The sequence below is a fragment of the Methylobacterium sp. CM6241 genome, assembly GCF_054817845.1.
In genome coordinates, this window is the sequence record NZ_CM139246.1 from 3,303,494 (window position 1) to 3,328,939 (window position 25,446).

The window sequence follows — 25,446 nt, forward strand, 5'->3', positions numbered from 1 at the left end:
AATCCCAACAATCCCACAGCGACCATGCAGGCGATGCGGCGCCCTTGACGGCCAGCCGATTCTCCACCGCATGATCCGGCAGTGTCACCCATGAGTTTACCCCCCTTCGTTGCGGCTAAGGTAGGGCGGTTCGTCGGAAAAGCGCATCGGTATTAGGTGCCGAATATCCGCTTCCCTCCGGCACGACTCCTATGGTTTGATCCAGAGGCAGGAGGGCTCGTCCCTCACCGCGAGGCATTCGAACGGAGCGCCGCCGATCATGGCGCGGTGTTCCGGTGCGCCGACACGATCGCGGGCGATTCGGCGGCAGCCGGGATGGTCGCCGAGATCGGCCCGAGCCTGCCCCATCAAGACCCGCAGGTTGACCAAGGTATCGCAGGCGACCACCTCGCTCGCCGACATCGAGCCGGCGCCGGCCAGGGTCGTTCCCGCCATGCCCACTCCCGTCATGATCAACAGGAGGGCGATTCCCCGGCGTTGCGACAGCTTCATGGTGTGGATCTCCGGCTTGGCTCTACCGGAGGCGATATAGGGCGCGCTGCGGCATCGCCCGCCGCCATGCCGCGCCGTCAGCGCTTGGATTTGGGGGGCGGCGCCTTTTTGACCGCTCGCGCCGGATCGGCCGGGACGACCGTTCCGGCGATGGTCCAGGAACAGATGCTGGTTCCGGTGATGCCAACGCAGTCGTACTCGTTGCCGTTGAGGGCGGCATGGTCCGTGATGGCATCGACCGTATCACGTCCGAGAAGATTGCAACTCAGGTGGTCGGCCTTCGGATCGGCCAGGGTCGCGGCCGCTTTCTTGAGGTCACCTTCCGACTGGCGCAGGAGAAGACGCAGATTGGCCAATGACGGGCAGCCAATCGCCGGCGCGGAGGGCAGGGCCGCGGACGACGGCAGGGGCGTCGGAGCTTTGGCCGGCTGCGCTTCGGCGCGCGCCGCCCCTATCGCTGCGAGGAACAAGGCCGCCAGCGGGCGGGAATGGGATCCACGCCTCATGCCGCGCGCCTCGCCTTCGCGTAGCGCTTCACCGCACGGTCCCGACGAAGCCGCGACAGGCGCTCAATCCAGAAAATGCCGTCGAGCTGGTCGATCTCGTGCTGCAGGCAGGCCGCCTCGAACCCCTCCGATTCGATTTCATGCCAGGCCCCATCGAGATCGGCATAGCGAAGGCGTATCCGCGCCGCCCGCTCCACGATGTCGGAGACGCCCGGCATCGAGACGCTGCCCTCGGTCTGAGGCTCCGTCTCGGGTGAGGCGAAGACGATCTCCGGATTGACGTAGATCGTCGCCGGCGTACCGGGCTCGAGCCGCAAAGCCACCACGCGGGCGAGCCACCCCACATGTGGCCCGGCGAGGCCGATGGCCGAAACCCGGGCGAGGGCGGCGACAAGATCCGCAGCATCGCGGCGAAGGTCCTCGTCGAACACGCTTACCGGTTCGGCGCGCAGACGCAGCCGTGGATCGGGGTAGAGGATCAGCGACTGGACCGGCACGGGGTAGGGGACCTTCGGCAGAGAAGCTTCGGCAAATACCCTTTGAATGAGGCGATGCGTGGATACGCGATCGGCCCGGCGCTGTCCAAGCAAGGCCCTCGCGGCATCTGGGCTCGGGTCCGGCCGGGGCACCCATCCGCGACAGCGAAGCCGTGCCTCCCGGATCGTGCCCGTGGTACCCCGCCTTCCGCTTCCGCGCGCCATGCCGTAAGGCCGCGGGACAGATCTCAGGACAACGATGCGCGCATGATCCGCCTCGAGAAAATCGGCAAACAGAACGGACGGCAGATCGTCTTCATCGAGGCGTCGGCCGCTCTCCAGAAGGGCGAGAAGGTCGGCCTCGTGGGGCCGAACGGCGCCGGCAAGACCACCCTGTTCCGGATGATCACCGGCGAGGAGGAGCCCGACGAGGGCCAGGTCGCCACCGATCGGGGCATCACCATCGGCTATTTCAGCCAGGATGTCGGCGAGATGTCGGGCTGCTCCGTCGTCTCCGCCGTGATGGACGGGGCCGGCCCGGTGAGCGTGGTCGCCACAGAACTGAAGCAGATCGAGGCCGGCCTCGCCGATCCGGACCGGATGGACGAGATGGATGCCCTCGTGGAGCGCTACGGCGAGGTCCAGGCCCGGTTCGAGGAGCTCGACGGCTACGCCCTCGAAGGCCGAGCCTACGAGGTGCTGGCGGGGCTGAGCTTCTCCCAGGAGATGATGGACGGCGATGTCGGCAAGCTCTCGGGCGGCTGGAAGATGCGCGTGGCTTTGGCCCGCATCCTCCTGATGAACCCGGACGTGATGCTCCTCGACGAGCCATCGAACCATCTCGACATCGAGAGCCTGATCTGGCTCGAGGCGTTCCTGAAGAACTTCGAGGGCGCCCTGCTGATGACCTCGCACGACCGCGAGTTCATGAATCGCATCGTCTCCAAGGTCATCGAGATCGACGGCGGCACACTCACCACCTATTCCGGCGACTACGTCTTCTACGAGCAGCAGCGGGCCCTGAACGAGACGCACCAGCAGGCTCAGTTCGAGCGCCAGCAGGCGATGCTCGCCAAGGAGATCAAGTTCATCGAGCGGTTTAAGGCCCGCGCCAGCCACGCCGCACAGGTGCAGAGCCGGGTGAAGAAGCTCGACAAGATTGAGCGGGTGGAGCCCCCCAAGCGCCGGCAATCGGTGGCGTTCGAGTTCCAGCCGGCGCCGCGTTCGGGCGACGACGTCGTCATCATCAAGAACGTGCACAAACGCTACGGCAGCCGCACCATCTACGAAGGACTCGACTTCTCGATCCGCCGCCGGGAGCGCTGGTGCGTCATGGGCATCAACGGCGCCGGCAAGTCGACCCTGCTCAAGCTCGTGACCGGCTCGACCCCGCCCGACGACGGCAGCATCGCCGTGGGGGGAAGCGTCAAGCTCGGCTACTTCGCCCAGCACGCCATGGACCTCCTCGACGGCGAGCTCACCGTGTTCCAGGACCTGGAGCGCTCGTTCCCGCAGGCGGGCCAGGGGAGCCTGCGGGCGCTGGCCGGCTGCTTCGGCTTCTCGGGCGACGATGTCGAGAAGCGCTGCCGCGTGCTCTCGGGCGGCGAGAAGGCCCGGCTGGTCATGGCCAAGATGCTGTTCGACCCGCCGAACTTCCTCGTCCTCGACGAGCCGACCAACCACCTCGACATGGGCACCAAGGAGATGCTCATCACCGCGCTGGCGAACTACGAGGGCACGATGCTGTTCGTGAGCCACGACCGGCACTTCCTCGCCGCCCTGTCGAACCGCGTCCTCGAACTCACCGCCGACGGCATCCATCAATATGGCGGCGGCTACACCGAATACGTCGCGCGCACCGGCCAGGAGGCACCGGGGCTGAGGAGCTGAGCGGCTGGTTTCCCCCTCTCACCGCGGGCGGGGCGAGGGGATGCACGGTAACGAAAGCGCCTCGAACCCGATCACCCCAGGAGACCGACCATGGATGTCAAACTCGCTGACATCGTCAGGGCGGCGGCGGCACAGGCCCGGCGCAAGGCCCGCGCCTTCGACGGATCGTCGTCGAAGGACGCACTGCCCTGGGCGGTGATCGAGGCCTTCGATGCCGATGTGCGTGGACATGTGGAGCGCGACCGCCGGATCGAAGAGGAACGCGACCGGGTTCTCATCGCCGCCGTCAATTTCGCCGAGACACCGGACGAGGACGGCGAGGAGGCGGTCGGGGCCGCGCGGGATGCCCTCATCGATGCGATCGACTACCTCGAACAGGCCATCCTGCGCTTCGGAAGCGTCAACCGCCAGGGAGCCCGGCTCGGCTACGGCGAGACGGGACAGAGGGTGACCGACGGACGGTGAGGGTTTCGCCCACCGGGGGTGAACCCGGACGGTCGACATGAGAACGGGTCAGGCTCCCGCGAGCCCGACCCGTTTGTAGGTCCGCGCGGTGGAATCGGGTCAGGCGGCCCGCACCGTGGCGAGGAAGCGGTGCACTTCTCCGGTGAGATGTTCGGATTGCTGAGAGAGTTCGCCAGCGGCGCCGAGCACCTGGCTCGCGGCGGCTCCGGTCTCTTCGGCAGCACTGGCCACGCCGGCAATGTTGCTCGTCACCTCGTTGGTACCGGCCGAGGCCTGCGAGACGTTGCGCACGATCTCCTGCGTCGCCGCGCTCTGCTGCTCGACCGCCGCCGCGATGGCAGTCGCCACGGCATTGATGTCCCGGATCCGCATCGTGATCGAACCGATGGCCGAGACCGCTTGGCCGGTAGCGCCCTGGATGTGGCCGATCTGCTGGGAGATCTCCTCCGTGGCGCGGGCCGTCTGGTTGGCCAGTTCCTTCACCTCGGCGGCGACCACCGCGAAGCCCCGGCCCGCTTCACCGGCGCGCGCGGCCTCGATGGTGGCGTTGAGGGCGAGCAGGTTGGTCTGGCTGGCGATCGTCGAGATCAGGCTCACCACATCCCCGATCCGGCTCACGGCGCCGCTGAGTTCCTGCACGAGGCCGGCCGTGATGTCGGCCTCCGTGACGGCGGATTGTGCGAGAGTGGCGGAGCTCGAGACCTGTCGGCCGATTTCCTGCACGGACGTGCCGAGTTCCTCGGCAGCGGCAGCGACGGTGTTCACGTTGACGGCGGCCTCCTCGGCTGCGGCAGCCACGGTGGTGGATTGCGACGCGGTCTGTGTCGCCGTCACCGTCATGGCCTGCGCCGTGGCCTGAAGCTCGGTGGCGGAGGAGGAGACCATGCCGATAATGCCGCCGACAGCCGTCTCGAAATCCTCGGCCATCTTGCGCATTCCAGCACGGCGCTGCTCCTCGGCGGAAGCCCGAGCGAGGACCGTGTCCTCTTCGAGCTGACGCGTGCGGATCAGGTTGGTCCGGAACACTTCCACCGCCTGGGCCATCTCGCCGATCTCGTCGCGGCGGCCCATGGAGGGAACGGCGGTCGTCTCGTCACCGCCGGCGATGTGACGCATGGCCTGGGTCATGCGCTCGATCGGGCGGGCAACGCCGAGAAACGAGAAGATCATGGCCGAGACGGCCATCACGATGCAAACCGTGAGCATGATGATCGAGATCCGGATCGCTTCGGCCTGCTGGCTGCGCGCCGCCTCTCCGGCGGCGTTGGCCGCCGCCACATTGATCTCCACCAGACGGGTGGCCGCGTCGGCGACCGCCCGATAATTCGCGTGGTTGCCTTCGCGGAAGAAGCTCAGCGCCTGCTCTCTGTCGCTCTCGCGCATGGAGCGGAGCTTTCCCCAATCGGCCTTCAGAATCTCCATCTTGGCGATCAGATCCTCATAGATCGCCTTTTCTTCCGCTTCGGTGATCAGGGACTTGTAGTCTTCGATGGACTTATTGCGCTCCAGCATCATTTCGTTCGCGAGCTTGAGATCGGCCTGCTCGATGGTGCTGTTGGGAGCGGTCAGGTAGCGCAGCTGGGACGTGCGGACCCGGAGCACCAGACGATTGATCTTGTCGGCCTGAGTCACCGACGGCACGGCATTGTCGACCAGAACAGCAATCTTCGTGCCGATGTCCTGAAGCTTGTATAGGGCCACCAAGCCCTGCGCTGCCGAAATCGAAACGACGATGCTGAACAAGCCGATCAGTACGGCCTTGATCGACAATCGCATGACTTATACTCCCCCAACGATACAATGATAATAACCGAATAAAGAGTCTTATTTAATATTTTATAACTACTTGTATGAAATATAGTTCATCGATATTTGATTTATATTCGCTCCGCCTGAACGGTCACGTATTCAAATTTACGTAAATAAAAACTCTGCCCGCCCCACCAATGACTTGAATAACGACAAATCATGTATTGTCACGTCCAACTCGCGAAAACCTTACCGCGAAACTTATTTCAGTATTCGCGCGCATCACAACTTGCCACCAATACTGGCGCAGCAGCGGTAGTGTGAGGCGTGCCTGATTTCCTCGACCACAAGTAGAAGGGTCTCGCGGGGAGGTTCGCGGCATCATGGCTCCAGGCGAGCCGGGCAAGATCGCTCAGCCGAGCCAGCCCGTCAGGACGTAGCAGCACGCGGCGATGAGGGCGGCGGCGGGCAGGGTCAGGACCCAGGCGACGACGATGTTCCCGGCAATGCCCCAACGGACCGCCGAGGTCCGGCGGGCTGCGCCCACGCCGACGATGGCGCCGGTGATGGTGTGTGTGGTCGAGACCGGGACACCGAGCCAGGTCGCCAGGAACAGGGTGATGGCGCCACCCGTCTCGGCGCAGAAACCCTGCATCGGGTTCAGGCGGGTGATCTTCGAGCCCATCGTGTGGACGATGCGCCAGCCGCCGAAGAGGGTCCCGAGCGCCATCGCCGATTGGCAGGCCAGGACCACCCAGAGCGGAACGTGGAAGCTGCTCCCCAGATGCCCCTGCGAGTAGAGCAGCACCGCGATGATCCCCATGGTCTTCTGGGCGTCATTGCCGCCATGGCCGAGGGAATAGAGCGAGGCCGAGACGAATTGCAGGAGCCGGAAGCTCCGGTCGACCCCGAAGGGCGTGGCGCGCCGGCAGGTCCAGGACACGATCAGCACGAGGAGGAGAGCGAGCAGGAATCCGACGAGCGGCGAGAGCACGATGGCGGCGATCGTCTTCGACAGGCCGGACCAGACCACGACGTCGAACCCCGCCTTGGTGATGCCCGCCCCGACGAGGCCGCCCACCAGGGCGTGCGAAGAACTCGACGGGATGCCGAACACCCAGGTGGCGATGTTCCAGGCGATGGCGCCCACCAGCGCGCTCAGGATGACGCGCGGGTCGACGATCCCGGCATCGACGATCCCGGTCCCCAGGGTCTGCGCCACATGGAGGCCGAAGAACAGGAACGCGATGAAGTTGAAGAACGCCGCCCAGAGCACCGCGTATTGCGGGCGCAGCACCCGCGTCGAGACGATGGTGGCGATGGAATTGGCCGCGTCGTGCAGGCCGTTGAGGAAGTCGAAGAACAGGGCGACGGCGATGAGGCCGGCCAGCGCCGGCAGCGCGAGGGAGGCGGCGTCCATGCCCGTCACACGTTCTCGATCACGATGCCGCTGATCTCGTTGGCGACGTCCTCGAACCGATCGACCACATCCTCCAGGTGCCCGTAGATCTCGGCGCCGATTATGTAGGCCATGGTGTCGCCGTCGCCGCCATCCTTGCGATGGGCCCGGTAGAGGGCCTTGAGGCCACGCTCCTGCAACTCGTCCGAGCGGCCCTCGACCCGGGTGATGCGCTCCGTGAGGGTGTTGATGCGTCCCGCATGGGTGCCGACGGCGTTGAGCAGGGGGATCGTCTCGGCCGTGAGACGCGCCGCCTCGAGCACGGTGTCGCCCATCTCGCGCATCAGAGGCTCGAAGGAGCGGATCTCGTAGAGGGCGATGGTCTTCACGGTCTTGTTCATCTGGTCGATGGCGTCGTCCATCGACTGGATCAGGTCCTTGATGTCGCCGCGGTCGAACGGGGTAATGAAGCTGCGCCGGACCGCGAGCAGAACCTCGGCGGTGATCGCGTCCGCCTCGTGCTCGCGATCAACGATCACCTGGCAATAGCCCGGCACGCCGTCGCCGCCCTTCAGGACACCCTGGAGCGCCTCCGCTCCCGCGACGAGGGTCTGAGAATGGCGCTCGAACAGGTCGAAGAAGCGATCCTCCCGCGGCATCAAGGCCCGAAACCAGCCCATCATTCGGCGTGCCCCTTCCCGATGTGGCGGGCACTCTCCGCTCGGCGCCGCAGGCTATGTCAGCCGTCAGGTGGCCGTGGCCCTGAGAGTCCTGCCGGCCGATAACGTCTTCGAGGCCGCTCCGGTGCCGGTCATTCGCTCCGACCCCATCAATATTCCCATTCGGCTCCCACCCCCACGGCCGTGCGGCCGTCGCTGCCGGCCTCGCCCTGGATCTTGATGCGACGGGTCACGTCGTAATCCACGGTGGCGGCGGTATCCTGAGGCTTGGCGCCCGCCTTGACGCCGACACTGAGACGGTCGCTGAGATAGCGCGAGGCACCCAGGGCCGGACCGCCGCTGGCTCCGGTGGAAACGTCCAGGCTGTCGAGGCCGAGGCCCTTGCGGGCCTGTTCGAACACGTCCGGGCCGCCGGCCCCGCCCGAGAGCTGCGACACGGCCTGAGCGAGCTGCAACGCCTGGAAGGGCGAAAGTCCCCCGGCCGCCTTCTTGAAGAGCAGCCGCGACAGCACCTCGTCCTGCGGCAGGGACGGGTCGGAGGTGAGGACGAAGTCGGGCTGGTTGGCGGGGCCGGTCACGGCGACGCGGGCGGTGACCTCGGCGGCCTTGGTCTCGGCCTGGAAGTCGAGATCGGGGATCGCGAGCTCGCCGTTGAAGGCCAGACGGCCGCGGGTGAAATCGAGGCGCTGACCAATGATGCTGAGGCGCCCGCGACGCATGGCGAAATCGCCCACCGCCACCGGGTCGCGCGAAGTGCCGGTGAGGCGCAGGTCACCGCCGAGTTCCGCGTCGATTCCGCGCCCACGCACGAAGATGCGGTTCGGCGCATGGACGGCCACGTCCAGCGTGGCGTCGAAGGGCGGGGGCGCCTTCCTGCGCTTGCCCAATGCGGCGACCTTCGCCTTGCGGTCGGCCTTCGCATCGAGGCGCACCCGTACGTCGGCGGGCGTATTGACCCGGCGCACGCCGGGCAGGGGCTGCACGGTCGCGGGCAGCCGATCGGGGACCGTCACATCGACGGAGACGAGGTCGACCCGTCCCGACACTTTCGGCGTCCGCGCCAAAGGACCGCTCAGGGCGAGGTTGAGGCTCGCGGTGGCGGTGACGATGGGGCTTGAGACGAGCTCGGCCCGCTCGGCAGTGATCTTGAACGTGCCGGGGAACCCGCCATTCGGGTCCAGGGCCACGCGCCCGCTGGCCTGAAGGCCGCCGCCGTTCCGGGTCTGGGCGGTGAGACGCTCGACAACGAGGGTATCGCCCCGCCCGGTGACGCGGCCCTCGATCTGCTTGAGGGCGATGCCCTGGAGCGGATCGGTGAAGCTGCCGCCGGAGAGGGTGGCGGCACCCTCGGCACGAGGCGCGTCGAGCGTGCCCGAGACGCCCCCGTCGAGGGCGATCCGGCCGCCCACCCGCTGGCCGCCGACGCTGAGCAGGCTGTTGGCCATGGCCGCGTCGAGGGTACCGCGCAGTTTCAGGGCGATGGGTCCGCCAGCCGAGACGGGCAGGAAGCCGGCAAGGGTCAGCTCGGCGCCACGACCGGCCGAGACCCGGCCCTCGATCCCGGCGCGGCCGTCACTCAGGGTGCCGCTCGCCTTGGCGTCGATGGGCGGAAGGCCGGCCTTGCGCGTCTCCGGTGTCACGACCTTCGCCACCGACAGGGCATAATGCCCTTCCGGCCGCGCGGCCGTGCCGTGGATATCGGCGTCCCCGTCGAGGGTACCGGTGAGGGCGAGGCTCGGCGAGGCAATGCGGGCAAGAGCCAACGGCAGCGCCCGGATGCCGAGTTTTAGGTCGAGATTCGATCCGGCGCGGCCGGCGAGGCTGACCCGCCCAGTACCGGCGGCGATGACGAGACCGTCGATGACGGCCGAGCCCCGGTCGAGGGTGATCGTGGCGGGACCAGCCAGCGCCAGACGATCCTTGCCGCGTGACGCGGAGAAGCGCGACAGCTCGATCCGCGTGGCCTCGGCCGGAACCAGCCGGGCAGCCCCATCGAGATCGAAACCTCGCGCCTTGGCGGTGAGGGTGATGTCGCTGGCATTGGGCGACCCCACGGCCAGGAGGCGCACTGTGTCGATGGACTCGCCGGCGGCGATGACCCGGTCGGCATTGACCCGGCCGTCCACCACGGGATGGGCGAGGAGATCGCGGCCGGTGAGGTCGGCGTCGAGCTGCGCGAGGCCGATCTCACCCAAGCGCAGGGAGGCGCCCTTGGCCTTCACCGACGCGTCCTGGCGTCCCCCATCGCGCGAGAGGGCGACGGTCGCGTCGAGGCTTCCGGCCAGCGGCGTGAGGGCGAGCGGCGACAGATCGTCGAGATTGGCGGCCGAGAGCGTGACGCTGCCCTGCGTCAGGAGGGTCGCCGCATCGACGGCCGCCTTGCCGGCGAGGGTGGCCGAGCCGAGATTCACCGCAAGCCGGTCGAGAGACCAATCTGCGCCCGTGCGGGCGAGATGCACGTCCCCGCGCAGGGTCTTGCCGCCGATCTCGCCGCCCAGCGCCACCGTTCCATCGAGCGCCCCGGTGAGGTCCTTGAGCGCCGCAGCCACGCGCACGTCCCGGATCGGGCGGCCGAGCGCCCGTCCGTCGGCAGCGGTGAGGGTGGCGGTGAGGTCCGGCTTTCCCAGGGTTCCGGAGAGCCGCCCGTCGAGGAGGGCGCGGCCGGCAAGGCGCGGATCGACGGCCGAGAGGGTCTTCACGTCCACGAGGAGCTTGGCGTCGGCGAGGCGTGCCGTGGCCTTGCCCTCCAGCCGGGCCACCATCTCGGCGCCGTCGAGCTTCACACCATCGAAGCTGTACCCATCGAAAACCTGGGAAAGCCTGCCCGAGAAATGCGGCTCGCGGCCCAGGAGCCGGTCGACGGCCGGCAGGCCGAGGACAAGCCCTTGTGTCGTCGCATCTACATCGGCGGTCACGGCCTTGCGGGCAGGGTCCCCGCTCAAGTTCGCCTTAACGGCGACGCTGCCGGCCAGGGTCCGGTCGGCCACATCGGAGAAGGCCGAGAGATCGGCGAGGCCCGCCTTCAGCGTGCCCGTGAGCGTGTTCTGGCCGACGCGGCCGGCATAGGAGAGCGTGGCGGTGGGCGCGTCGAGATCGAACGCCGCCACATCGACCACGCCATCGGGTTGGAGCGTGCCACGGAAGGTGAAGGCACCGCGCGATCCGACCGCACGGCGCAGGGCCGGGTCGGCGAGCTTCAATCCTTCCACATTGGCATCCGCACGAAGCGCGAAGCGGGTGGCATTGGGGTCGCCGCCCGTGGGCTCCATGGCGAGGCTGGCGGTAATCCGCTCGAGGACGTTGCCGTCCGCGCGCAGGCCCGCCGCCTTGAGGTCGCCGTTCACCCGTGGCCGCGCGATCGGCCCCTTCACGGTCCCGTCGAAGACGAGGGTGTCGAGCTCGGCATTGGCCGCCTTGGTGACGCTGCCCTCGGTGGGGACGGCGCGGGCGGAGATCGTGAAGTCGGCGACCCGCTCGGGCGTGAGGCCGCCCGACGCGTCGAGGCGGGCGGTGCGGGAAGCGAGGGCGAGGCGGTCGATGCCGAACGCGCCGTTATCGGAAAAGCGCAGGGCGCCGTCGAGCTTGGTGGTGCCGGAGAAGATCGCCGCCGCCGGGCCGGGCAGCAGCCCCTCGATCCGCGAGGAGAGGTCGAGGGTGAGGGAGCGGTCGGCGCCGGCCCGGGCGATGCGGGCCGTACCCTTGGCGCCGAGATCGGGGCCGGCATCGAAATCGAGCCGGGCGTTCCAGGCATCGAGGGTGCCGCGCCCGTCGAGATCGAGGTTGATCGGCGGCTCGCCGGGGAGGTTGGCGAATTTGGAGAGGAGGCCACCGGCGGCCTCCACCAGGGTGGTCTTCACCTCGAGCTTCTCGCCCTTGGGCACGAAGAGCAGGCGGGCGACGAACTGCCCGGTGGCGTCGAGGCGGCGTACGGACAGGTCGAGGTCGAGCCCTTCGGACGGGGCGCCGAGCTTGGCCTTCCCCTCGGCGGACAGTCGTGCCGGCTGACCGGCGACGGTCTCGCCGAGGACGAGCTCGGCGAGCTTGAAGGCGGTGATCTCCACCTTCACGGGCAACTCGGGCAGCAGCGAGCCATCGGGCTCCGGCGTCGCCGAGACCGGGGCGGGGAGGGGACGGCGCAGCACTTCGAGGCGGCCGATCTCCAGGCTGTCGACCTGCAGCCGGCCGGAGAGGAGGGCGAGGCGGCTCCAGACGAGGCGCGCCTTGTCGAGCTTCAGCCAGGGACCGTTGCGATCGCTGATCACCACGTCGCGGATCGTGGCGTTCGACGAGAGCGCCCCGTCCACGGCACCGATGGACACCTGGGAGCCCGGCGTGGACAAAGCCTTCGACAGGAGCCCGCCGAGCACGGTCTTCTCGCCGTCGTCGGCGCGGGTGTAGGTCGCGGGAACGGCGATGCAGACGGTCAGAGAGACGATCGCCACGATGACGCGCGTTCTCCCTCCCCCCCTTGCGGGGGAGGGTGGCCCGCGAAGCGGGTCGGGAGAGGGGAGCGCCAGCTCCGGAGAGGTCGTCCCCTCTCCCGCCTGCTCCGCAGGCACCCTCCCCCGCAGAGGGGGGAGGGTCGATGCGCACCGAACCATAACCCGTCCGAAAAATTCCATCAGAACGACTGCCCCAGGCTGATGTACAGGGCCACGGGACGTTCGCGGTTCCCCTTGATGCGGTCGAGGGGGAACGCCACGTCGACGCGGATGGGGCCGATGCCGGTATAATAGCGAAGACCGAGGCCCGCCGCGTAGCGGATGCGCTCTTCGAAATCGGGCAGGCTGCCCTCGAAGGCTGTGCCGGCGTCGAAGAACGGCACGATTCCGATTGTGTCGGTGATCTTGACCCGCGCCTCCACCGAAGCTTCGAGCAGGCTACGCCCGCCCACCGGCAGGTTGAACGGCCCGCGTGGGCCCAAGGTCCGATAGGGGAAGCCACGCACCGAGCCGCCACCGCCGGCGAAGAAGCGGATATTGGCCGGGATGTCCTCCAGGCTCGCGCCCGAGATGGAGCCGAATCCGACGCGGCCGGCGAGGATGTAGCGGGCCTCGTCGTCGAGGGCGTAATAAGTAGAGCCCTGCGCCTTGGCGACGAAGATCGACGGATCCGAGCCCAGGAACCCGGCATAGGGTGTCACCGAGGCGGTGGCACGGAACCCCTGCGTCGGATCGAGCAGATTGTCGGTGGAATCGTAGGCGACGGAGAGTGGCACGCCGACGAGGCGGTAATCGACCTTTCCGAGCGCGTCCTGCGAGCGTCCGGCCTGACCGTCGACGCCGATCTGCGCGTAGAACGTGTCGGAGAACCGGTGCCGGATGCCGATCGTGCCGCCGGCCGCGTCCGAGACGTAGGATTGCTGCGCCTCGCGGCCCGCGAAGATATTGGCCACGAGATCGTTGCGCGTGCCCCATAGAGCCGGCTTGACGAAGGTCGCGGAGACCCTGCCGCCCAGCCCGTTAGAGTCGATCCCGGCAGCCTTACGCTGCGCAGCGTAGAGGTCGTTGCCGAGATAGTAGATGTCGGCGTCGAGCCGCAGGGTCTCGCCGCCGCCGAACAGGTTGCGGTTGGCATAATAGGCACGGATGCCCGGGCCATCGACCGTGGAGAAACGGGCCGCGACCCCGATCAGGTTGCGGTCGCGCTCGGTCACGTCGACGAAGATCGGCAGGTTGCCCTGCGCGTCGAGCGCCTCGCCCTCGCGTACCCGGACGGAACCCAGGGCCTCCACCTTGGCGACGGACCGGCGAATGTCGGCCACGGCCTTGGGTGAATAGGGATCGCCCGGCTCGCTATAGATGAAGGAGCGCACCACCGCCGGGTCGATGCCGGTGGTACCGCGCACGGCGACCTCGCCCAGCCCCGCAATCGGCCCGGGATCGATGGTGAAGCGCACATCCATGACGTGGGCCTCGTCATCCACCACAGGATCGCGCGAGACCGCCTTGGCGAAGGGATGGCCCAGCGCCCGGAAGCGGTCGACGATCTTCGCCTCGCGGGCGAGAACGGTGGCAGAACGAGCGGGGACGTCGTCACCCACTCGGGTGAAACGCTCGGGCAGCACTTCGGACGGGAAATCGTTGCCGCGCGGATCGGAAGCCGTCACCGTGCGGAGCTTATAGAGCGGTCCGGCATCGACGACGATCTTCACGGGCACCAAGGCCCGGTTCCGGCCGCCCTCGGCGGCACGCGCCGCAGCCGCCACTGAGGTCTCGCCCGTCAGTTCTACGCCATCGATGCGGATGGCGACCTTGCCCTGGTAATAGCCGTAGCCGGAGAGCACGTCTGACAGGCGGCGAAGGTCCGCCTCCGCCCGCCGCACGATGCCCTCGCCGTCGGGCGGAGCATCCTGGCGAAGGCGATAGAGCGTGGAGGTGTCCTGCAGAGCCTGCAGCACGTCGTCATCCTCGAGCCCCTGAAACTTCACCGAATAGGGCAGCGTCTCGCCGCTCGGTGCCGGCGGCTCTTCCTCGGAGCCGAACATGCCGAACAGGTCGAAGGCGATGGCGGGGGAGGCGGCTAAGGTGCTCATCGACACGCCGCCGAGGACGGCCATGGCCACGCCCGCGCAGCCGTGTTTCAGGCCTCTGCCCTTTAGGTCACGCGTGTTCGACGTCACGAAACACGGCCCGCCCGTGATTCGGACCGGTCCGCTCTCGCCCCTTGCAACGGCATGCCCGCAAAGGTTCGTCCGTCAGCCGTCGATTCCGTCATCCCGCCCCCGCTTCGATGCCGGTCAACCTTCCGTGACGACCCCTCACCGGGTCGTTAAGGTCGTTCCTCGCCTCATGTCGCAGAGTGGCAAGCCTAGACCGCACCACCCACGAGGGCAATCTCGGCCGGTGCCGCAGCCCTTCGTTCAGTCGGCTCCGGGGAAGGATGGAAATCGCGCAGCTCGACGGGAACCCGGAACGGCCGGGAGCCTTGTCTGAACATCGCAGGCACCCTAACTTTCACCTATCGGACCTTGTCTTCCACGATCCCCCGCCGGTTCAATCCGGGTCGCACGCCCAGCAGTCATTGCAGAACTGCCGCGGTCTGTCGCTTCGATCTCATCGCATCTCCGAAACCCTGCGCCCTGTCGGCCGCACGTCCTTTGCTGCGGCCCGAGAGGCCCCTCCCCACACAATTCGAGACGAGGGCGCGAAGACTGCAATCGCGTTCCTCCCGACGACGAGAAGGACATCACCATGAGCACGGGCACCGTGAAATGGTTCAACGAAACCAAGGGCTACGGCTTCATTCAGCCTGATGACGGCGGCAAGGACGTGTTCGTCCATATCTCGGCCGTGGAACGCGCGGGTATGCGCAATCTCATCGAGGGACAAAAGCTGTCCTACGAGATCGAGAACGACCGTCGCACCGGCAAGCAGTCCGCCGGCAACCTTCAGGCGGCCTGAACCGCTAAGGGCGAGGGTCGTTCAGTGAGGCCTTCGTTCAACACGTGCGTAGGAAGCCGCCCTGTCATGGGCGGCTTCTGTTGATTCCGGCCGAATCGTGAGGCATTGGGCTTTTCGATTCGATCCCGTCTTTCGATGATTCACAGCAAGGCTCAGCGCCGCGCGCTTCCGCTCGCGGAACGGGCCGAGACGCACCACCCGAGAAAGGTCAGATGAGCGCCTTCGACTACAGGAATTTCGACGACCGCCGTAAGAACTCCGCCAGCGCCAAGCAGATGCTGCTGGAAAAATTCAAGGCCCGTCCTCCGGCGGATGACCCGGAAATGGTTGCCAAGGCCCAGGCCCGCGCAGCGGTTGCCCGCGCCCGGGACGAGAGGGCTCGCGAACGCGAAGCCGCCCGCATCGCGGCCGAAAAGAAGGCCGCTGAAGAGAAGCGTGCCCGCGAGGAGGCGGAGCTCGCCGCACAGATCGCCCGCGACGAGGAAGAGACGCGTCTCGCCGCCGAACGCAAGGCGATCGAACTCGCCGAGAAGAAGGCCCAGCGCGATGCGCGCTACGCGGCTCGCAAGGCCAAGGCTCGCCGCTGACACCCACAGAGGAAGCCCTTCCCGAGGAAGGGTTAGCCTCGCCGCTCCGGGGGACGCCGGACGCTGGATGAGTCAAGGGCTCGGAACGTCGTACCGGATTTCGCATCCGCTGCGGTGCTCCGGGCCCTTCGCGTTTCTACGCGGCACACACGCCGAGAATGGAGCACGATGACAGGCATTGAACAGATGCTCGGAACGCGAGATTCGGCGCGCCGGTTCAATGCCGCATCAGGACTAGCGACAGGAGGCCGAAGTTTAAGCCTCGCCCTCAGCTTCGCCTTCGTCTTTCTCGGAGGTCGTCTCGACCTCGCCCTTCGGCTCGGTATCGGCCTCGGGGCGGGGGCCGGCCTTGAACGAGCGGCGCGGGGCGTTGCCGCGCTTCATCTGCGCCGGCTTCTCGATAGCGCCGAGACGCTCGGAGAGCTGCTTGGCCCGTTCGTTGAAATCGTTGGTGGTGCGCGACTGGGACGCACCACTTTTAAACGCATTCGCCACTTGGGCCTCATGGAGTTGCCCAGGGCACGGGTTCGTGCGGGGTTGCTCACCTTATAGCACGGTTTGCCACGCCGCGGGCAGCTAACTGTCCGACTTCGGTCTCATCGGTCCCGAAACGGGCCGGTGCGGCCCGTTTCGAGGAGGGGTCCGGCTTCAGAACCGGGCCGTCAGGAACAGCCGAACGTTGCGACCTGGCAGCAGGATCTCGTCCTTCTTGAACGAGGCGGAGTTGCGGATATCGTCGTCGAGGAGGTTGCGCCCCTGGAGCCCCACCGTGACCTCGGTGGCACCGTAGATCGCCGGGTCGAGGGACTGCGTGTAGGCCAGTTCGGCGCGCAGGTCGTTCCAGCCCCGGGTCAGCGTCTCGAACGGCGCGATCTCCGTATGGTCGAAGGCGTGAAGGAGGTTCACACGGCCGAACCAGCCATTCGCTCGCAGGAAGGCGCCACCACCCAGACGATGGGGAGGAATGCGCGGAACGTAGGAACCGTCGTCGAACTGCGCCCGTACGAAATCGTATTGCGCCTCGATCCCGGCCCAGCCGTCGCCAACGGGAAGGATGTCGAGCTGCGCGCCGATCTCGGCGCCGTAGAAGGTCGTGTTGGCCTGGGAGTAGACGATCTGGCGCAATTCGTCGCCGCTGCCGCAAGAGGCGAAATCGTCATCGCAGCGGTTGCCCGTATCCCGGCGGTAGATGAAGCCGGTATAGCGCGTGACATATCCGGTCGCGTCGAGACGCAGGGGGCCTTCGGCCCGGCGCAGACTGAGCTCCATCGTGCGGGCGCGTTCCAGCTTCAGGGTCGGATCACCGATCTCGAAGGTCGCGGAGGCGTGGTGCGGTCCCTGCGAGAACAGCTCGTAGCTGGTGGGCGCGCGCTCGACATAGGAGCCGTTGATGCTCGCCACGAACCCGTAGGGGAGGTCCTGCAGAGCGCCGAAGCTCAGACTCTTGGGGGCGAAGCGGCGGGTCAGTGCGTAGCTCGACGGATCGATGCCGCCGGGCAGATAGTCGGTCGGGAACAGCGTGGCGATGCTGTTGAGCCGGTCGTTCCCGATCCGGCCGGCTGCCTGGAAGCGCAGGCCGCCCCCCACTGCGAGTTCCTCGAACAGATAGGCGGCCAGGGAGCGCGATTCCGTGGGCGGCAGGAAGCTCTCGAGCTGCGAATTGAGGACGCGCCGGCTGGTCTGCACGCCGACCGCGCCGGTCAGGGTGCCGAGCGCGGTGACGACCGGTACGTGCTGCGCCTCGAACCTGGCCTCGACCTCGCGGTTCTTGAAGATGGCCTGCACGCCCTCGGGGCCGGCCACCTCCTCATGGTCGTGCTCATGCTCATGGTCGTGATGCGCCAGACCGATCTCTTCGTGGCGGTAGACCGAGCCGCCGGCCCAGAACCGCAGAACCTCGAACGGCCCTTGGAGCGGTCGGTACTCGCCACGTGCGAGCACCCGGTCCTGCTTCGGGTTCAGACTTGAGCGGGTCTCTTCCGACTCGCCACCGGGGATCTGGTACATCGCCTCGTAATGGCTGAACGAAACGCCGAGAAATCCGCGATCGCCGATCGCCGAGATTCCGATGGAGCCGCCCTGCGTCTCGGTGGCCGAGTTGCGCTGGATGCCGCCGGGAATCGCGTAGGAATCGGTGGCCGTCTTGAAGCCGTCGGCATGGACCGCGATGCCGTTGGCCCCGGCATCGACGCTCGCCGCGCCGAGCCGACCGTTATCGACACTGGAATAGCCGGTGGTGACCTGGCCGGAGACACCCCGGGCCGGAATGAAGGTCGGCACTTGGTTATTCTCGGACGAGACCACGCCGCCGATAGCGCCCGAGCCGTAGCGCAGGGTCGCCGGGCCCCGGATCACCTCGATCCGATCGGCGGTGAGCGGGTTGACCGGCACCGCATGGTCCTCGCCGAGATCGGATACGCCGCCATTGACGATTCCGTTCTCCTGAATTCGCACCCGCGCATTGTCGAGGCCGCGAATGATCGGCCGCGAAGCCGCTCCGGGCGCATAGGTCGAGGACGAGATACCGGGGCGGTCGGATAGGGCGTCGCCGAGGGTGCGGGGCTGGTTGCGTTGAATCTCGGAGCGGGTCACCACTGTGACGGGGGAAAAGCTGTCGCCGACGACCGGCAGCACGCCGGTGGGGAACCCACCCACGGCGGAAGGGCCGGGGGCGGGAAGGATCGGGCTCGCGGAGGTCACGCTGAGTTCGGAGAGCGTCGCCTCGGCCTGCTGGGCCGCCACGGGAGCGACCATCGCGCCGGATGTCAGGCCCGCGCCGGATAGCATCGTCCCGGCCAGCCAGATCCTTGATCGTCTCGTCCGCATCACGCCCCTCAAGAATTATGTTATAATGTTTCATCCGCGAGAGCGTCTATTTCCGCAAGGGGGGGGAGGGCGCTGATGGACGGTTGGAGCCCTTCCTGTTGCCGAACTGCATCAACGGCAGGCGCCGCTGCGACGAAGGCGGCGCTTGCGGGAGGCTCGGCGCAGGCAAACATCCTTGCTTGTGATCTCCCTCTCCCTCCTTGGCACCACCTTCCGAATGCTCGGCCTCCTTCTGCTCGCTCTGTTCCTTCTGCCGCTCGGCACCCATGCGCTGTGGTGGACGGCGCGGGGCGGCGGCGCAGCGGATTGGGCAGTGGCCGACTGGTCGAGCGCCGGGCTGTTGCGCCCGCCCAAAGCGACCGATCCGGCCCTCGTCAGGGTCTATGCGGCGCGTGTCGGGCGCTGGCGCGGGATCTTTGCCCATCACAGCTGGATCGTGGTGAAACCGGCCGGTGCCGCCCGCTACACTCGCTACGACGTGGTCGGCTGGGGGATGCCGGTCCGCACGGATGGCTGGGCCGCAGACGGCCGCTGGTTCGGCAACGATCCGCAAACCATTCTCGCCCTCGACGGGGACGATGCCGCCCGCGCCATCCCGGCGATCCGCGCGGCCGTGGCCGACTACCCCTACCGGGCGCTCGGAACCTACCGGGCCTGGCCAGGCCCGAACTCGAACAGCTTCGCGGCGCATGTGCTGGCCCGCCTGCCGGAGCCGCAAGTCACTCTTCCGCCGACGGCGCTGGGGAAGGATTGGGCGCCCCCCGGACGCATCGTCGAGCGCACGCCGAGCGGCACTGGAATCAGGCTGACCGTCGGCGGCTATGCCGGTATCACTGTCGGCTGGGTCGAGGGGGTCGAGATCAACCTGCTCGGCCTCGTCGCAGGACTCGACCTGCGCCGCCCGGCGATCAAACTTCCCGGTTGGGGAAGAATCGGAGTGGCATGAGCCCGGATCGAACGATGACGTCCCTTCTTATTCGTGCCGCCGAACCCGACGATTCCGATGCGATCTGGTCCATCCTCGAGCCGGTGATCCGGGCGGGCGAGACCTATGCGCTTCCGCGTGACGGATCCCGCAAGGCCATGCTGGACTATTGGTTCGCCCCGGCAAACCAGGTCTTCGTCGCCGTGGACGAGGGCAGGGTGCTCGGTACCTTCATGCTCAAGGCGAACCAGCAGGGTGGCGGGGCCCATGTGGCCAATGCCGGTTTCATGACGCATCCCGACGCGGTCGGCCGCGGCATCGCCCGCGCCATGGGACGACACGCCATCGACGATGCCGCCCGGCAGGGCTTCCTGGCAATGCAGTTCAACTTCGTCGTCGCCAGCAATACCCGCGGGGTAGCCCTGTGGAAGAGCCTCGGCTTCTCGGAACTTGCGCGCCTGCCCGACGCGTTCCGGCATCCGACCCTCGGATTGGTCGATGCCCTGGTGATGCACCGGAAGCTCGGGACCGACGTCGAATCGTGAAGCGCTCGCGCGACCTTTGCGCTCGCGACGGAACCTCGGCTCGCCGGAAACCTTGTCGGGTGATTCCTGCAGCGAGCCTCATGCCAGATTCTTCCTTGCCACCCGACGCGACGCCACCCTTGCGCGTCACCGTCGATCTCAACCGTTGCCAAGCCTATGCTCAATGCTGCTACGCGGCGCCGGGGCATTTCGTGCTGCATGGGCGAGAGGCTTTGTTCTACGACCCCGCTCCCTCTTCCTCCGCCCGTCTCGCCATCGAGCGTGCTCGGGTGTCCTGCCCGGTCCAAGCGATCCGCGTCGAGGATCCGGAGCGACAGGGCCGATGAGGGGCATGGACGCCGAAAGGAAGAACACCGGGGGACATACGGTGGTGGTCGGCGCGTCCCTGGCGGGCCTGCGCGGGGCCGAGGCCCTGCGCCGCGCGGGCTTTGCCGGCCGCCTCACCCTTGTCGGCGATGAGCCGCATCGCCCCTACGACCGGCCGCCGCTCTCCAAATCCGCTCTTACGGGCGAGGTGGCGCCCGAAGCGACGGTCCTGCCGAACCTCCACGCCCTCAATGCCGATTGGCGGCTCGGCGTCGCCGCCACCGGTCTCGACAGGCAGGCGCGCGAGGTCCGCCTCGCCGACGGTACGACCTTGTCGTATGACCGGCTTCTCATCGCCACGGGTTCGCGCGCACGATCATGGCCGAACCCGACCGAGGCAGGCCTTGCCGGCGTCCATACCCTGCGCGGGCGCGACGACGCCGCCGCCCTGCGTCAGGCGCTCGCCGCCGGCCCCAAGCGCGTCCTCATCATCGGCGCGGGTTTCATCGGCTGCGAGGTCGCGGCCTCCTGCCGGGCCCTCGACCGCGCCGTCACGCTGATCGATCCGGGGCCGGCGCCCCTCGCCCGGATTCTCGGGCAGCCGGTGGGCGAGATCGTCGCTGCCCTGCACCGAGCTCTCGGCGTCGACCTGCGCAGCCGGACCAAGGTCGCACGGCTCGAAGGCAATGAGGCAGGCCGGGTGGTCCGGGCCATTCTCGAGGACGGCAATGTAGTCGAAACCGACCTCGTGGTGGTGGCGTTGGGCGCCGTGCGCAACACCGAATGGCTGAGCGGATCGGGACTCGATGCCGGGCCGGGCGGCGTCGTCTGCAACGAGACCGGCTACGCCCTCGACACCGAGGGGCGTCCTGACAGGGCCATCGCCGCGGCCGGCGACGTGGCGCGGTTCCCCCATCCGCTCTTTGACGGACGTCCCGTCGCCCTCGAACATTGGGGACACGCCGTGGCGCAGGGCGAGCACGCCGGGCGCCTTCTCGCGGGCGAAGCCAATGAGACGGACTATGCCGAGATGCCCGCCTTCTGGTCGTCCCAGGGCGGGATCACGATCAAGTCGGTCGGCCTCACCGAAGGGGCGGATTCCATGGTCTTCGCGCAGGGGAGCCCGAAGGAGGGCCGCTTCGTCGTCGTCTACGGCGCGAAAGGCCGCTGCATCGCAGCCGTGTCGTTCGATTCCGCCCGGTGGCTTCCCGCCTATGCCGAGCAGATCGCCGCCCGCGCACCATTCCCTCCCATCTGCGGTGGAACCGACGAACACAATCTGACGGTGCTGTCGCCGGGCTTTCCCGAGAAACGGACATCGCCATGAAGACCGGACAGCTGTTCGAGGCGGTCAAGGACGAGGCGAACCGGGCCGATCCCTATCCGCTCTATGCCCGACTGCGCGAGACGCCCGTCTCGCGCCAGGACGACGGCATCTATGTGGTCTCGACCCATACGGCGATCACGAGTCTCCTGCACGATCCGCGGATCAGTTCGGAGACCCTGCCGCCGAGCGAGCGCCCCCGGACCGGTAATCCGTTCTCGGACTGGATCGTCAACCCGGTCAAGGACCACCTCACCAACACCCATCGCCCCTTCATCTTCCGCGATCCACCGGATCACGACAGGCTGCGGATGGCCGTGATGGGGCAATTCACCCATCAGCGCGTTCATGCCATGCGCGGGCGCTCGCATGACCTCGTGGCCGACCTCCTGGACAAGCAGAGCGATGCGACGAGCTTCGACCTCGTCTGCGACCTCGCCTATCCGCTTCCCGTCACGGTGATCTGCGAGATGCTCGGCGTGCCGCCGCAGGACGAGCCGCAATTCCACGGCTGGGCGACGCAGCTCGCCTCGGCCCTCGAACCGGACAACCTCGGCAACGAAGAGGCACGAGCGAAGAACATCACCACCTTCGACGAGATCTCCACCTACATGCGTGGCCTCATCAAGGAAAAGCGCCGACATCCGCAAGACGACATGCTGTCGGGCCTGAGTGCCGGTTCCGGGCCAGGCGGCGAACCGGGGATGGGCGAAGTCGACCTCATCGCCAGCGCCATCCTGCTGCTGGTGGCCGGGCACGAAACCACCGTGAACCTCATCGCCAACAGCACGCTGGCTCTGGTGCGCCACCCCGATATCCTCGCGCGGCTCGCCGGCGAGCCGGACCTCGCGCCGCGTCTGATCGAAGAGATGCTGCGCTACGACCCACCGGTGCATTTCCGGACAAGGCGGGCATTGAGCGCCATCGACATCGCCGGCATCACCATCCCGGAGGGTGCCGACATTGTCCTCCTCCTCGCCTCCGGAAATCGCGACCCGGCGGTGTTCTGCGATCCGGACCGGTTCGATCCGGATCGCCCCGATATCCGTCATTTCGGCTTCGGCGGCGGACTCCATTATTGCGCGGGCGCGCCGCTCGCCCGGTTCGAGGCCGAGGCGGCCCTGGTGGCGCTGGCACAACGCCTCGTCCATCCGCGTCTGATCGACGATCCGCCTCCCTATCGCTCGGGCGCTGCCTTGCGCGGCCCCATGCATCTTCGGCTTGCCATCGATGGAGTGGCACCTCGGCGCTGAGGCCGCGAGCATGCGCGGGGGCAATTGAGGCCTTGCCGCCACACCGTGTCCGAAAAGCCAGAGCGATGCGCCTTTCCCCTCTCGGTCGTCCCGCATTGCCTTGCCGTCAGCGCAATTGGCGGTGACGCAGCGGTCTATTGCCGATGTCCCCGCCGGGAAGAGAGATCGATGCCGCGTCAGTTCCTGTCGACCGTTGCCCTCGTCGCCCTTGCCGCAGGCCTCGGCGCCTGCAGCTCGTCGCGCCTCGATGGGCCGAGCCGCGGCAGCCGTGCCGGTCTCGGTGCCCAGGCCGCTCTCGAGCCGGCCGCACCGGCCATGCCCGCCGGTCCGGTGACCTCTTCCCCCCTTGCTCCTCCACCAGGCGCCAGCGCCGCCCCTGTCGACGCCCCGCCTCCGGTAGGTACGGACGTGGCCGTCGCGCCCGCCCCGGTCGTTGCCGAGCCGGTCTATGTGCCGCCGCCGGCTCCGCCGGTCGTGTCGAGCGGTCGCTCCTCGGTGGTGGGAAGCTGGAACGCCAGGGACGCCACGGGCTCGACTTGCAAGGTCTCCCTGTCGAGCGCCCCCGCCCTCGACCTCTACAAGGCGAATGCGTCCGGTTGCGCCAACAAGGATCTGGCGAAGGTCACGGCCTGGGATTACCGCGACGGCGAAGTCTATCTCTACCAGCCAGGCGGCACCGTGACGGCCCGCCTGCGCCAGGGCGGCGGGGCGCTGGACGGAGCGCTCTCCAAGTCCGGCGCGTCGCTGGCATTGGCGCGGTAGGGCCTTATCCGGCACCTGACAGAGGCCGCCTGAAGCCCTGCGGACGCTCAGGTTTCAGGAGGCGGCCCGAGCCCCCTCAAGGCGTGACCCGTAGCCCCAGCAGCCAGGTATTGGCACTGAAGCTCGACCCAGCGGAACTGCTGTCGATCTGCTGGTAGATGTAGCTGCCGCGCAGGGAGAGCCAGCGGTTGAAGCGGTAGTCGAGCCGTGCGGTGGCTGAGAAACCACGCTCGGTGATGTTGACCCGGTCGTAGTCGCTGGCGAGGTAACCGCCGCCCAGCGTGATCGACAGGTTGCGCAGGAGGTCGTGCTGCACCTCCAACGTCACCGCCTTGGTCAGCACGCCGCTCGATCCCGGGACGGCGGTTTCGATGATGCCGGTGGCCGCGTTGAGCCGCACCGTGGTGAGCGGGCTCGCCGTCCAGATCAGGGCCGCGTTGATGATCGGCGCGGTGAGGTCCTTCAGGCCCGGATCGACATAGGTCCGATGCTGGAGACCCGCCGAGACCTCGCCGTTGACGAAACGGGTGAGCGCCACGCGCGCGCCGCCCGTGACCGTGATGCCATCGGAATTCCGGCGGATCCCGTTGGAATCCGTTCGCAGGTCATAGACGCGGGTATCGGCCAGGACATCGACGAAGGGCGAGATGACGGGCGAGATCTCGTATGAGGCGCGCAGCCTCAGCCCGTACTGGTTCAGGTTGCGGTCGCTCTGGTTCAGGATCGCCCCGTTGGAGAGCGTCGCGCTCTCGAACTCCGACCGGTCGATGAGGCCCCGCAGGGAGACCTGGAGACGGTTGAACGTCTCGGTGACACCGATCGTCGTGCCGTAACTCGCCACGATCGGGCGGTTCGAGAGCGTGGCATTGATGTCGGGCGAGCCCGGCCGCTGCGTGTCGACGAGGAAGCGGGTCTCCACATCGACGGTGGTGCTGCGGTTGGCGTCGAGGCGCAGGCGAACGGTACCCGCGCCGTTGGGCCGGCTGGCGGCCTGGTTGTCAGGGAAGTCGAGATAGCCGCCGCGGAGTTCGCCCGCGAGTTCGTGCGAGGACCAGTCGCTGCGGAAGGCGAGCTCGCCCTCGGTGCGCAGGGCGAGCGACCCCTTGGCGCGGTTGGGCGTGATCTGGTCCGGATTAGTGTCGTAGCCGACGCTCTGCTGGAACACCGGCAGGAAGGTGAAGGTCCCGACCTTGATGCCGAGGGGGGCATAGGCCTCGTCCACCACCAGCGGCCTGCGCAGGGCCGAGCCGAGGAAAGCACCCGGCGTGCTGATCCCGGCGAGCGGTAGCAGTGTCAGGGACGGCGCCAGGGGCGGGGCGGGTGACGGGGTCGGCAGCGGCGCGCCGACGACGGCGTTGCGGATCACCGGGGTCAGGCGCAGGTCCGGCGATGGCGTCCGCACGATGGAACGGACCGGCCGCGTCGTCGCCACGCCGAAACGACGAGGTGGGATCGCGCGCAGGCGCAAGAGATCGGTGGGATTGCGGTTGTTGCCGGCGCTCGAAGCCACAGGCGGAACGGGCGAAGGGGAGCGCCGCCGGGCAGCGGTGCCGGCCGAACCATCGTCCGTCTGCGAAAAAGCGCCGTCGCTTGGGGAGGCGGCACCCGTCGATGCATCGCCGGACGCGCCGCTCCCACGCAGGGTCGGACCACCCGTGGTACCGGTACCCGTGGCGGAGGAGGGATTCGTGCTGCCGAAGGTCGGGGTAGCAAGCTGTGTCGCCGGGCGCGACTGGGCCTGCGCCTGCACCCCCGGCAAGGCGACGGCGGCCGTCAGGATCAGGCTACGAAGCCCCGTCCTGTGCCATCCTGCGGTCGGCCCTGCACGCATCCCGGACGACTGTCTCTCCGCGGCCCT

General features: G+C 67.7%; 21 protein-coding genes. 10 read left to right on the forward strand and 11 right to left on the reverse strand.

Features of this window, described 5'->3' with window-relative positions:
* Positions 1-189: 189 nt before the first annotated feature.
* From ACYQR9_RS15480 to ACYQR9_RS15490, 3 genes are all read right to left on the reverse strand, one after another.
* Positions 190-492: a hypothetical protein gene (locus tag ACYQR9_RS15480; protein ID WP_461227148.1), complete on the reverse strand. Its 303-nt coding sequence runs from the start codon at positions 490-492 to the stop codon at positions 190-192.
* Positions 493-569: 77 nt separating this feature from the next.
* A complete protein-coding gene (locus ACYQR9_RS15485) occupies positions 570-998 on the reverse strand; it encodes a hypothetical protein (protein WP_461227150.1) in 429 nt (142 codons plus the stop codon).
* On the reverse strand, positions 995-1,495 hold the full coding sequence (locus tag ACYQR9_RS15490; protein ID WP_461227152.1) for a peptide deformylase: 501 nt from the start codon (positions 1,493-1,495) through the stop codon (positions 995-997). The genes ACYQR9_RS15485 and ACYQR9_RS15490 overlap by 4 nt, the downstream gene beginning before the upstream one ends.
* A gap of 246 nt (positions 1,496-1,741) precedes the next feature.
* Here ACYQR9_RS15490 and ACYQR9_RS15495 point away from each other — a divergent pair, with 246 nt between their 5' ends.
* Together ACYQR9_RS15495 and ACYQR9_RS15500 are read left to right on the forward strand one after the other, a co-directional pair.
* A complete protein-coding gene (locus ACYQR9_RS15495; RefSeq protein ID WP_461227154.1) occupies positions 1,742-3,364 on the forward strand; it encodes an ABC-F family ATP-binding cassette domain-containing protein in 1,623 nt (540 codons plus the stop codon).
* A 90-nt stretch (positions 3,365-3,454) separates the two neighbouring features.
* A complete protein-coding gene (locus tag ACYQR9_RS15500; RefSeq protein ID WP_461227156.1) occupies positions 3,455-3,829 on the forward strand; it encodes a hypothetical protein in 375 nt (124 codons plus the stop codon).
* Between the two features lie 99 nt (positions 3,830-3,928).
* Here the strand turns inward: ACYQR9_RS15500 and ACYQR9_RS15505 are convergent, their stop codons facing one another.
* From ACYQR9_RS15505 to ACYQR9_RS15525, 5 genes are all read right to left on the reverse strand, one after another.
* Entirely contained in the window at positions 3,929-5,605 is a 1,677-nt protein-coding gene (locus ACYQR9_RS15505) for a methyl-accepting chemotaxis protein (RefSeq protein ID WP_461227158.1), read from the reverse strand.
* 385 nt (positions 5,606-5,990) lie between these two features.
* Positions 5,991-6,998 (reverse strand): inorganic phosphate transporter, encoded by a 1,008-nt coding sequence (locus tag ACYQR9_RS15510; protein ID WP_311274389.1) that lies wholly within the window; start codon positions 6,996-6,998, stop codon positions 5,991-5,993.
* A gap of 5 nt (positions 6,999-7,003) precedes the next feature.
* The gene (locus ACYQR9_RS15515) at positions 7,004-7,660 is read right to left on the reverse strand and encodes a DUF47 domain-containing protein (RefSeq protein WP_207412466.1); all 657 of its coding nucleotides are present in this window, start codon (positions 7,658-7,660) and stop codon (positions 7,004-7,006) included.
* A gap of 146 nt (positions 7,661-7,806) precedes the next feature.
* Positions 7,807-12,102, reverse strand: coding sequence for a translocation/assembly module TamB domain-containing protein (locus ACYQR9_RS15520; RefSeq protein WP_461229817.1), 4,296 nt, complete (start codon positions 12,100-12,102; stop codon positions 7,807-7,809).
* A gap of 176 nt (positions 12,103-12,278) precedes the next feature.
* Positions 12,279-14,192 (reverse strand): autotransporter assembly complex protein TamA, encoded by a 1,914-nt coding sequence (locus ACYQR9_RS15525; RefSeq protein WP_461227160.1) that lies wholly within the window; start codon positions 14,190-14,192, stop codon positions 12,279-12,281.
* A 658-nt stretch (positions 14,193-14,850) separates the two neighbouring features.
* On the opposite strand from ACYQR9_RS15525, the gene ACYQR9_RS15530 reads away from it, so the two are divergent.
* Both ACYQR9_RS15530 and ACYQR9_RS15535 read left to right on the forward strand, forming a co-directional pair.
* A complete protein-coding gene (locus tag ACYQR9_RS15530; protein WP_018043862.1) occupies positions 14,851-15,060 on the forward strand; it encodes a cold-shock protein in 210 nt (69 codons plus the stop codon).
* Positions 15,061-15,272: 212 nt separating this feature from the next.
* On the forward strand, positions 15,273-15,647 hold the full coding sequence (locus tag ACYQR9_RS15535; protein ID WP_461227162.1) for a DUF6481 family protein: 375 nt from the start codon (positions 15,273-15,275) through the stop codon (positions 15,645-15,647).
* 255 nt (positions 15,648-15,902) lie between these two features.
* On the opposite strand, the gene ACYQR9_RS15540 is transcribed toward ACYQR9_RS15535, so the two are convergent.
* Positions 15,903-16,142: a hypothetical protein gene (locus ACYQR9_RS15540; RefSeq protein ID WP_056433863.1), complete on the reverse strand. Its 240-nt coding sequence runs from the start codon at positions 16,140-16,142 to the stop codon at positions 15,903-15,905.
* A 153-nt stretch (positions 16,143-16,295) separates the two neighbouring features.
* Positions 16,296-18,473, reverse strand: coding sequence for a TonB-dependent receptor (locus ACYQR9_RS15545; RefSeq protein ID WP_461227164.1), 2,178 nt, complete (start codon positions 18,471-18,473; stop codon positions 16,296-16,298).
* Between the two features lie 217 nt (positions 18,474-18,690).
* On the opposite strand from ACYQR9_RS15545, the gene ACYQR9_RS15550 reads away from it, so the two are divergent.
* From ACYQR9_RS15550 to ACYQR9_RS15575, 6 genes are all read left to right on the forward strand, one after another.
* Positions 18,691-19,419 carry a DUF3750 domain-containing protein gene (locus ACYQR9_RS15550; protein ID WP_461229818.1) on the forward strand — a complete coding sequence of 243 codons (729 nt, stop codon included), beginning with the start codon at positions 18,691-18,693 and terminating at the stop codon, positions 19,417-19,419.
* A 14-nt stretch (positions 19,420-19,433) separates the two neighbouring features.
* The gene (locus ACYQR9_RS15555; protein WP_461227166.1) at positions 19,434-19,943 is read left to right on the forward strand and encodes a GNAT family N-acetyltransferase; all 510 of its coding nucleotides are present in this window, start codon (positions 19,434-19,436) and stop codon (positions 19,941-19,943) included.
* Between the two features lie 80 nt (positions 19,944-20,023).
* Entirely contained in the window at positions 20,024-20,269 is a 246-nt protein-coding gene (locus ACYQR9_RS15560) for a ferredoxin (protein ID WP_200919226.1), read from the forward strand.
* Between the two features lie 5 nt (positions 20,270-20,274).
* Positions 20,275-21,576, forward strand: a complete 1,302-nt coding sequence (locus ACYQR9_RS15565) for an NAD(P)/FAD-dependent oxidoreductase (RefSeq protein ID WP_207412470.1) — start codon at positions 20,275-20,277, stop codon at positions 21,574-21,576.
* Positions 21,573-22,826: a cytochrome P450 gene (locus ACYQR9_RS15570; RefSeq protein WP_461227168.1), complete on the forward strand. Its 1,254-nt coding sequence runs from the start codon at positions 21,573-21,575 to the stop codon at positions 22,824-22,826. The genes ACYQR9_RS15565 and ACYQR9_RS15570 overlap by 4 nt, the downstream gene beginning before the upstream one ends.
* Before the next feature lie 168 nt (positions 22,827-22,994).
* Positions 22,995-23,588, forward strand: a complete 594-nt coding sequence (locus ACYQR9_RS15575; protein WP_056433882.1) for an AprI/Inh family metalloprotease inhibitor — start codon at positions 22,995-22,997, stop codon at positions 23,586-23,588.
* A gap of 76 nt (positions 23,589-23,664) precedes the next feature.
* On the opposite strand, the gene ACYQR9_RS15580 is transcribed toward ACYQR9_RS15575, so the two are convergent.
* Positions 23,665-25,419: an outer membrane beta-barrel protein gene (locus ACYQR9_RS15580; RefSeq protein WP_461227170.1), complete on the reverse strand. Its 1,755-nt coding sequence runs from the start codon at positions 25,417-25,419 to the stop codon at positions 23,665-23,667.
* Between the last annotated feature and the right edge of the window lie 27 nt (positions 25,420-25,446).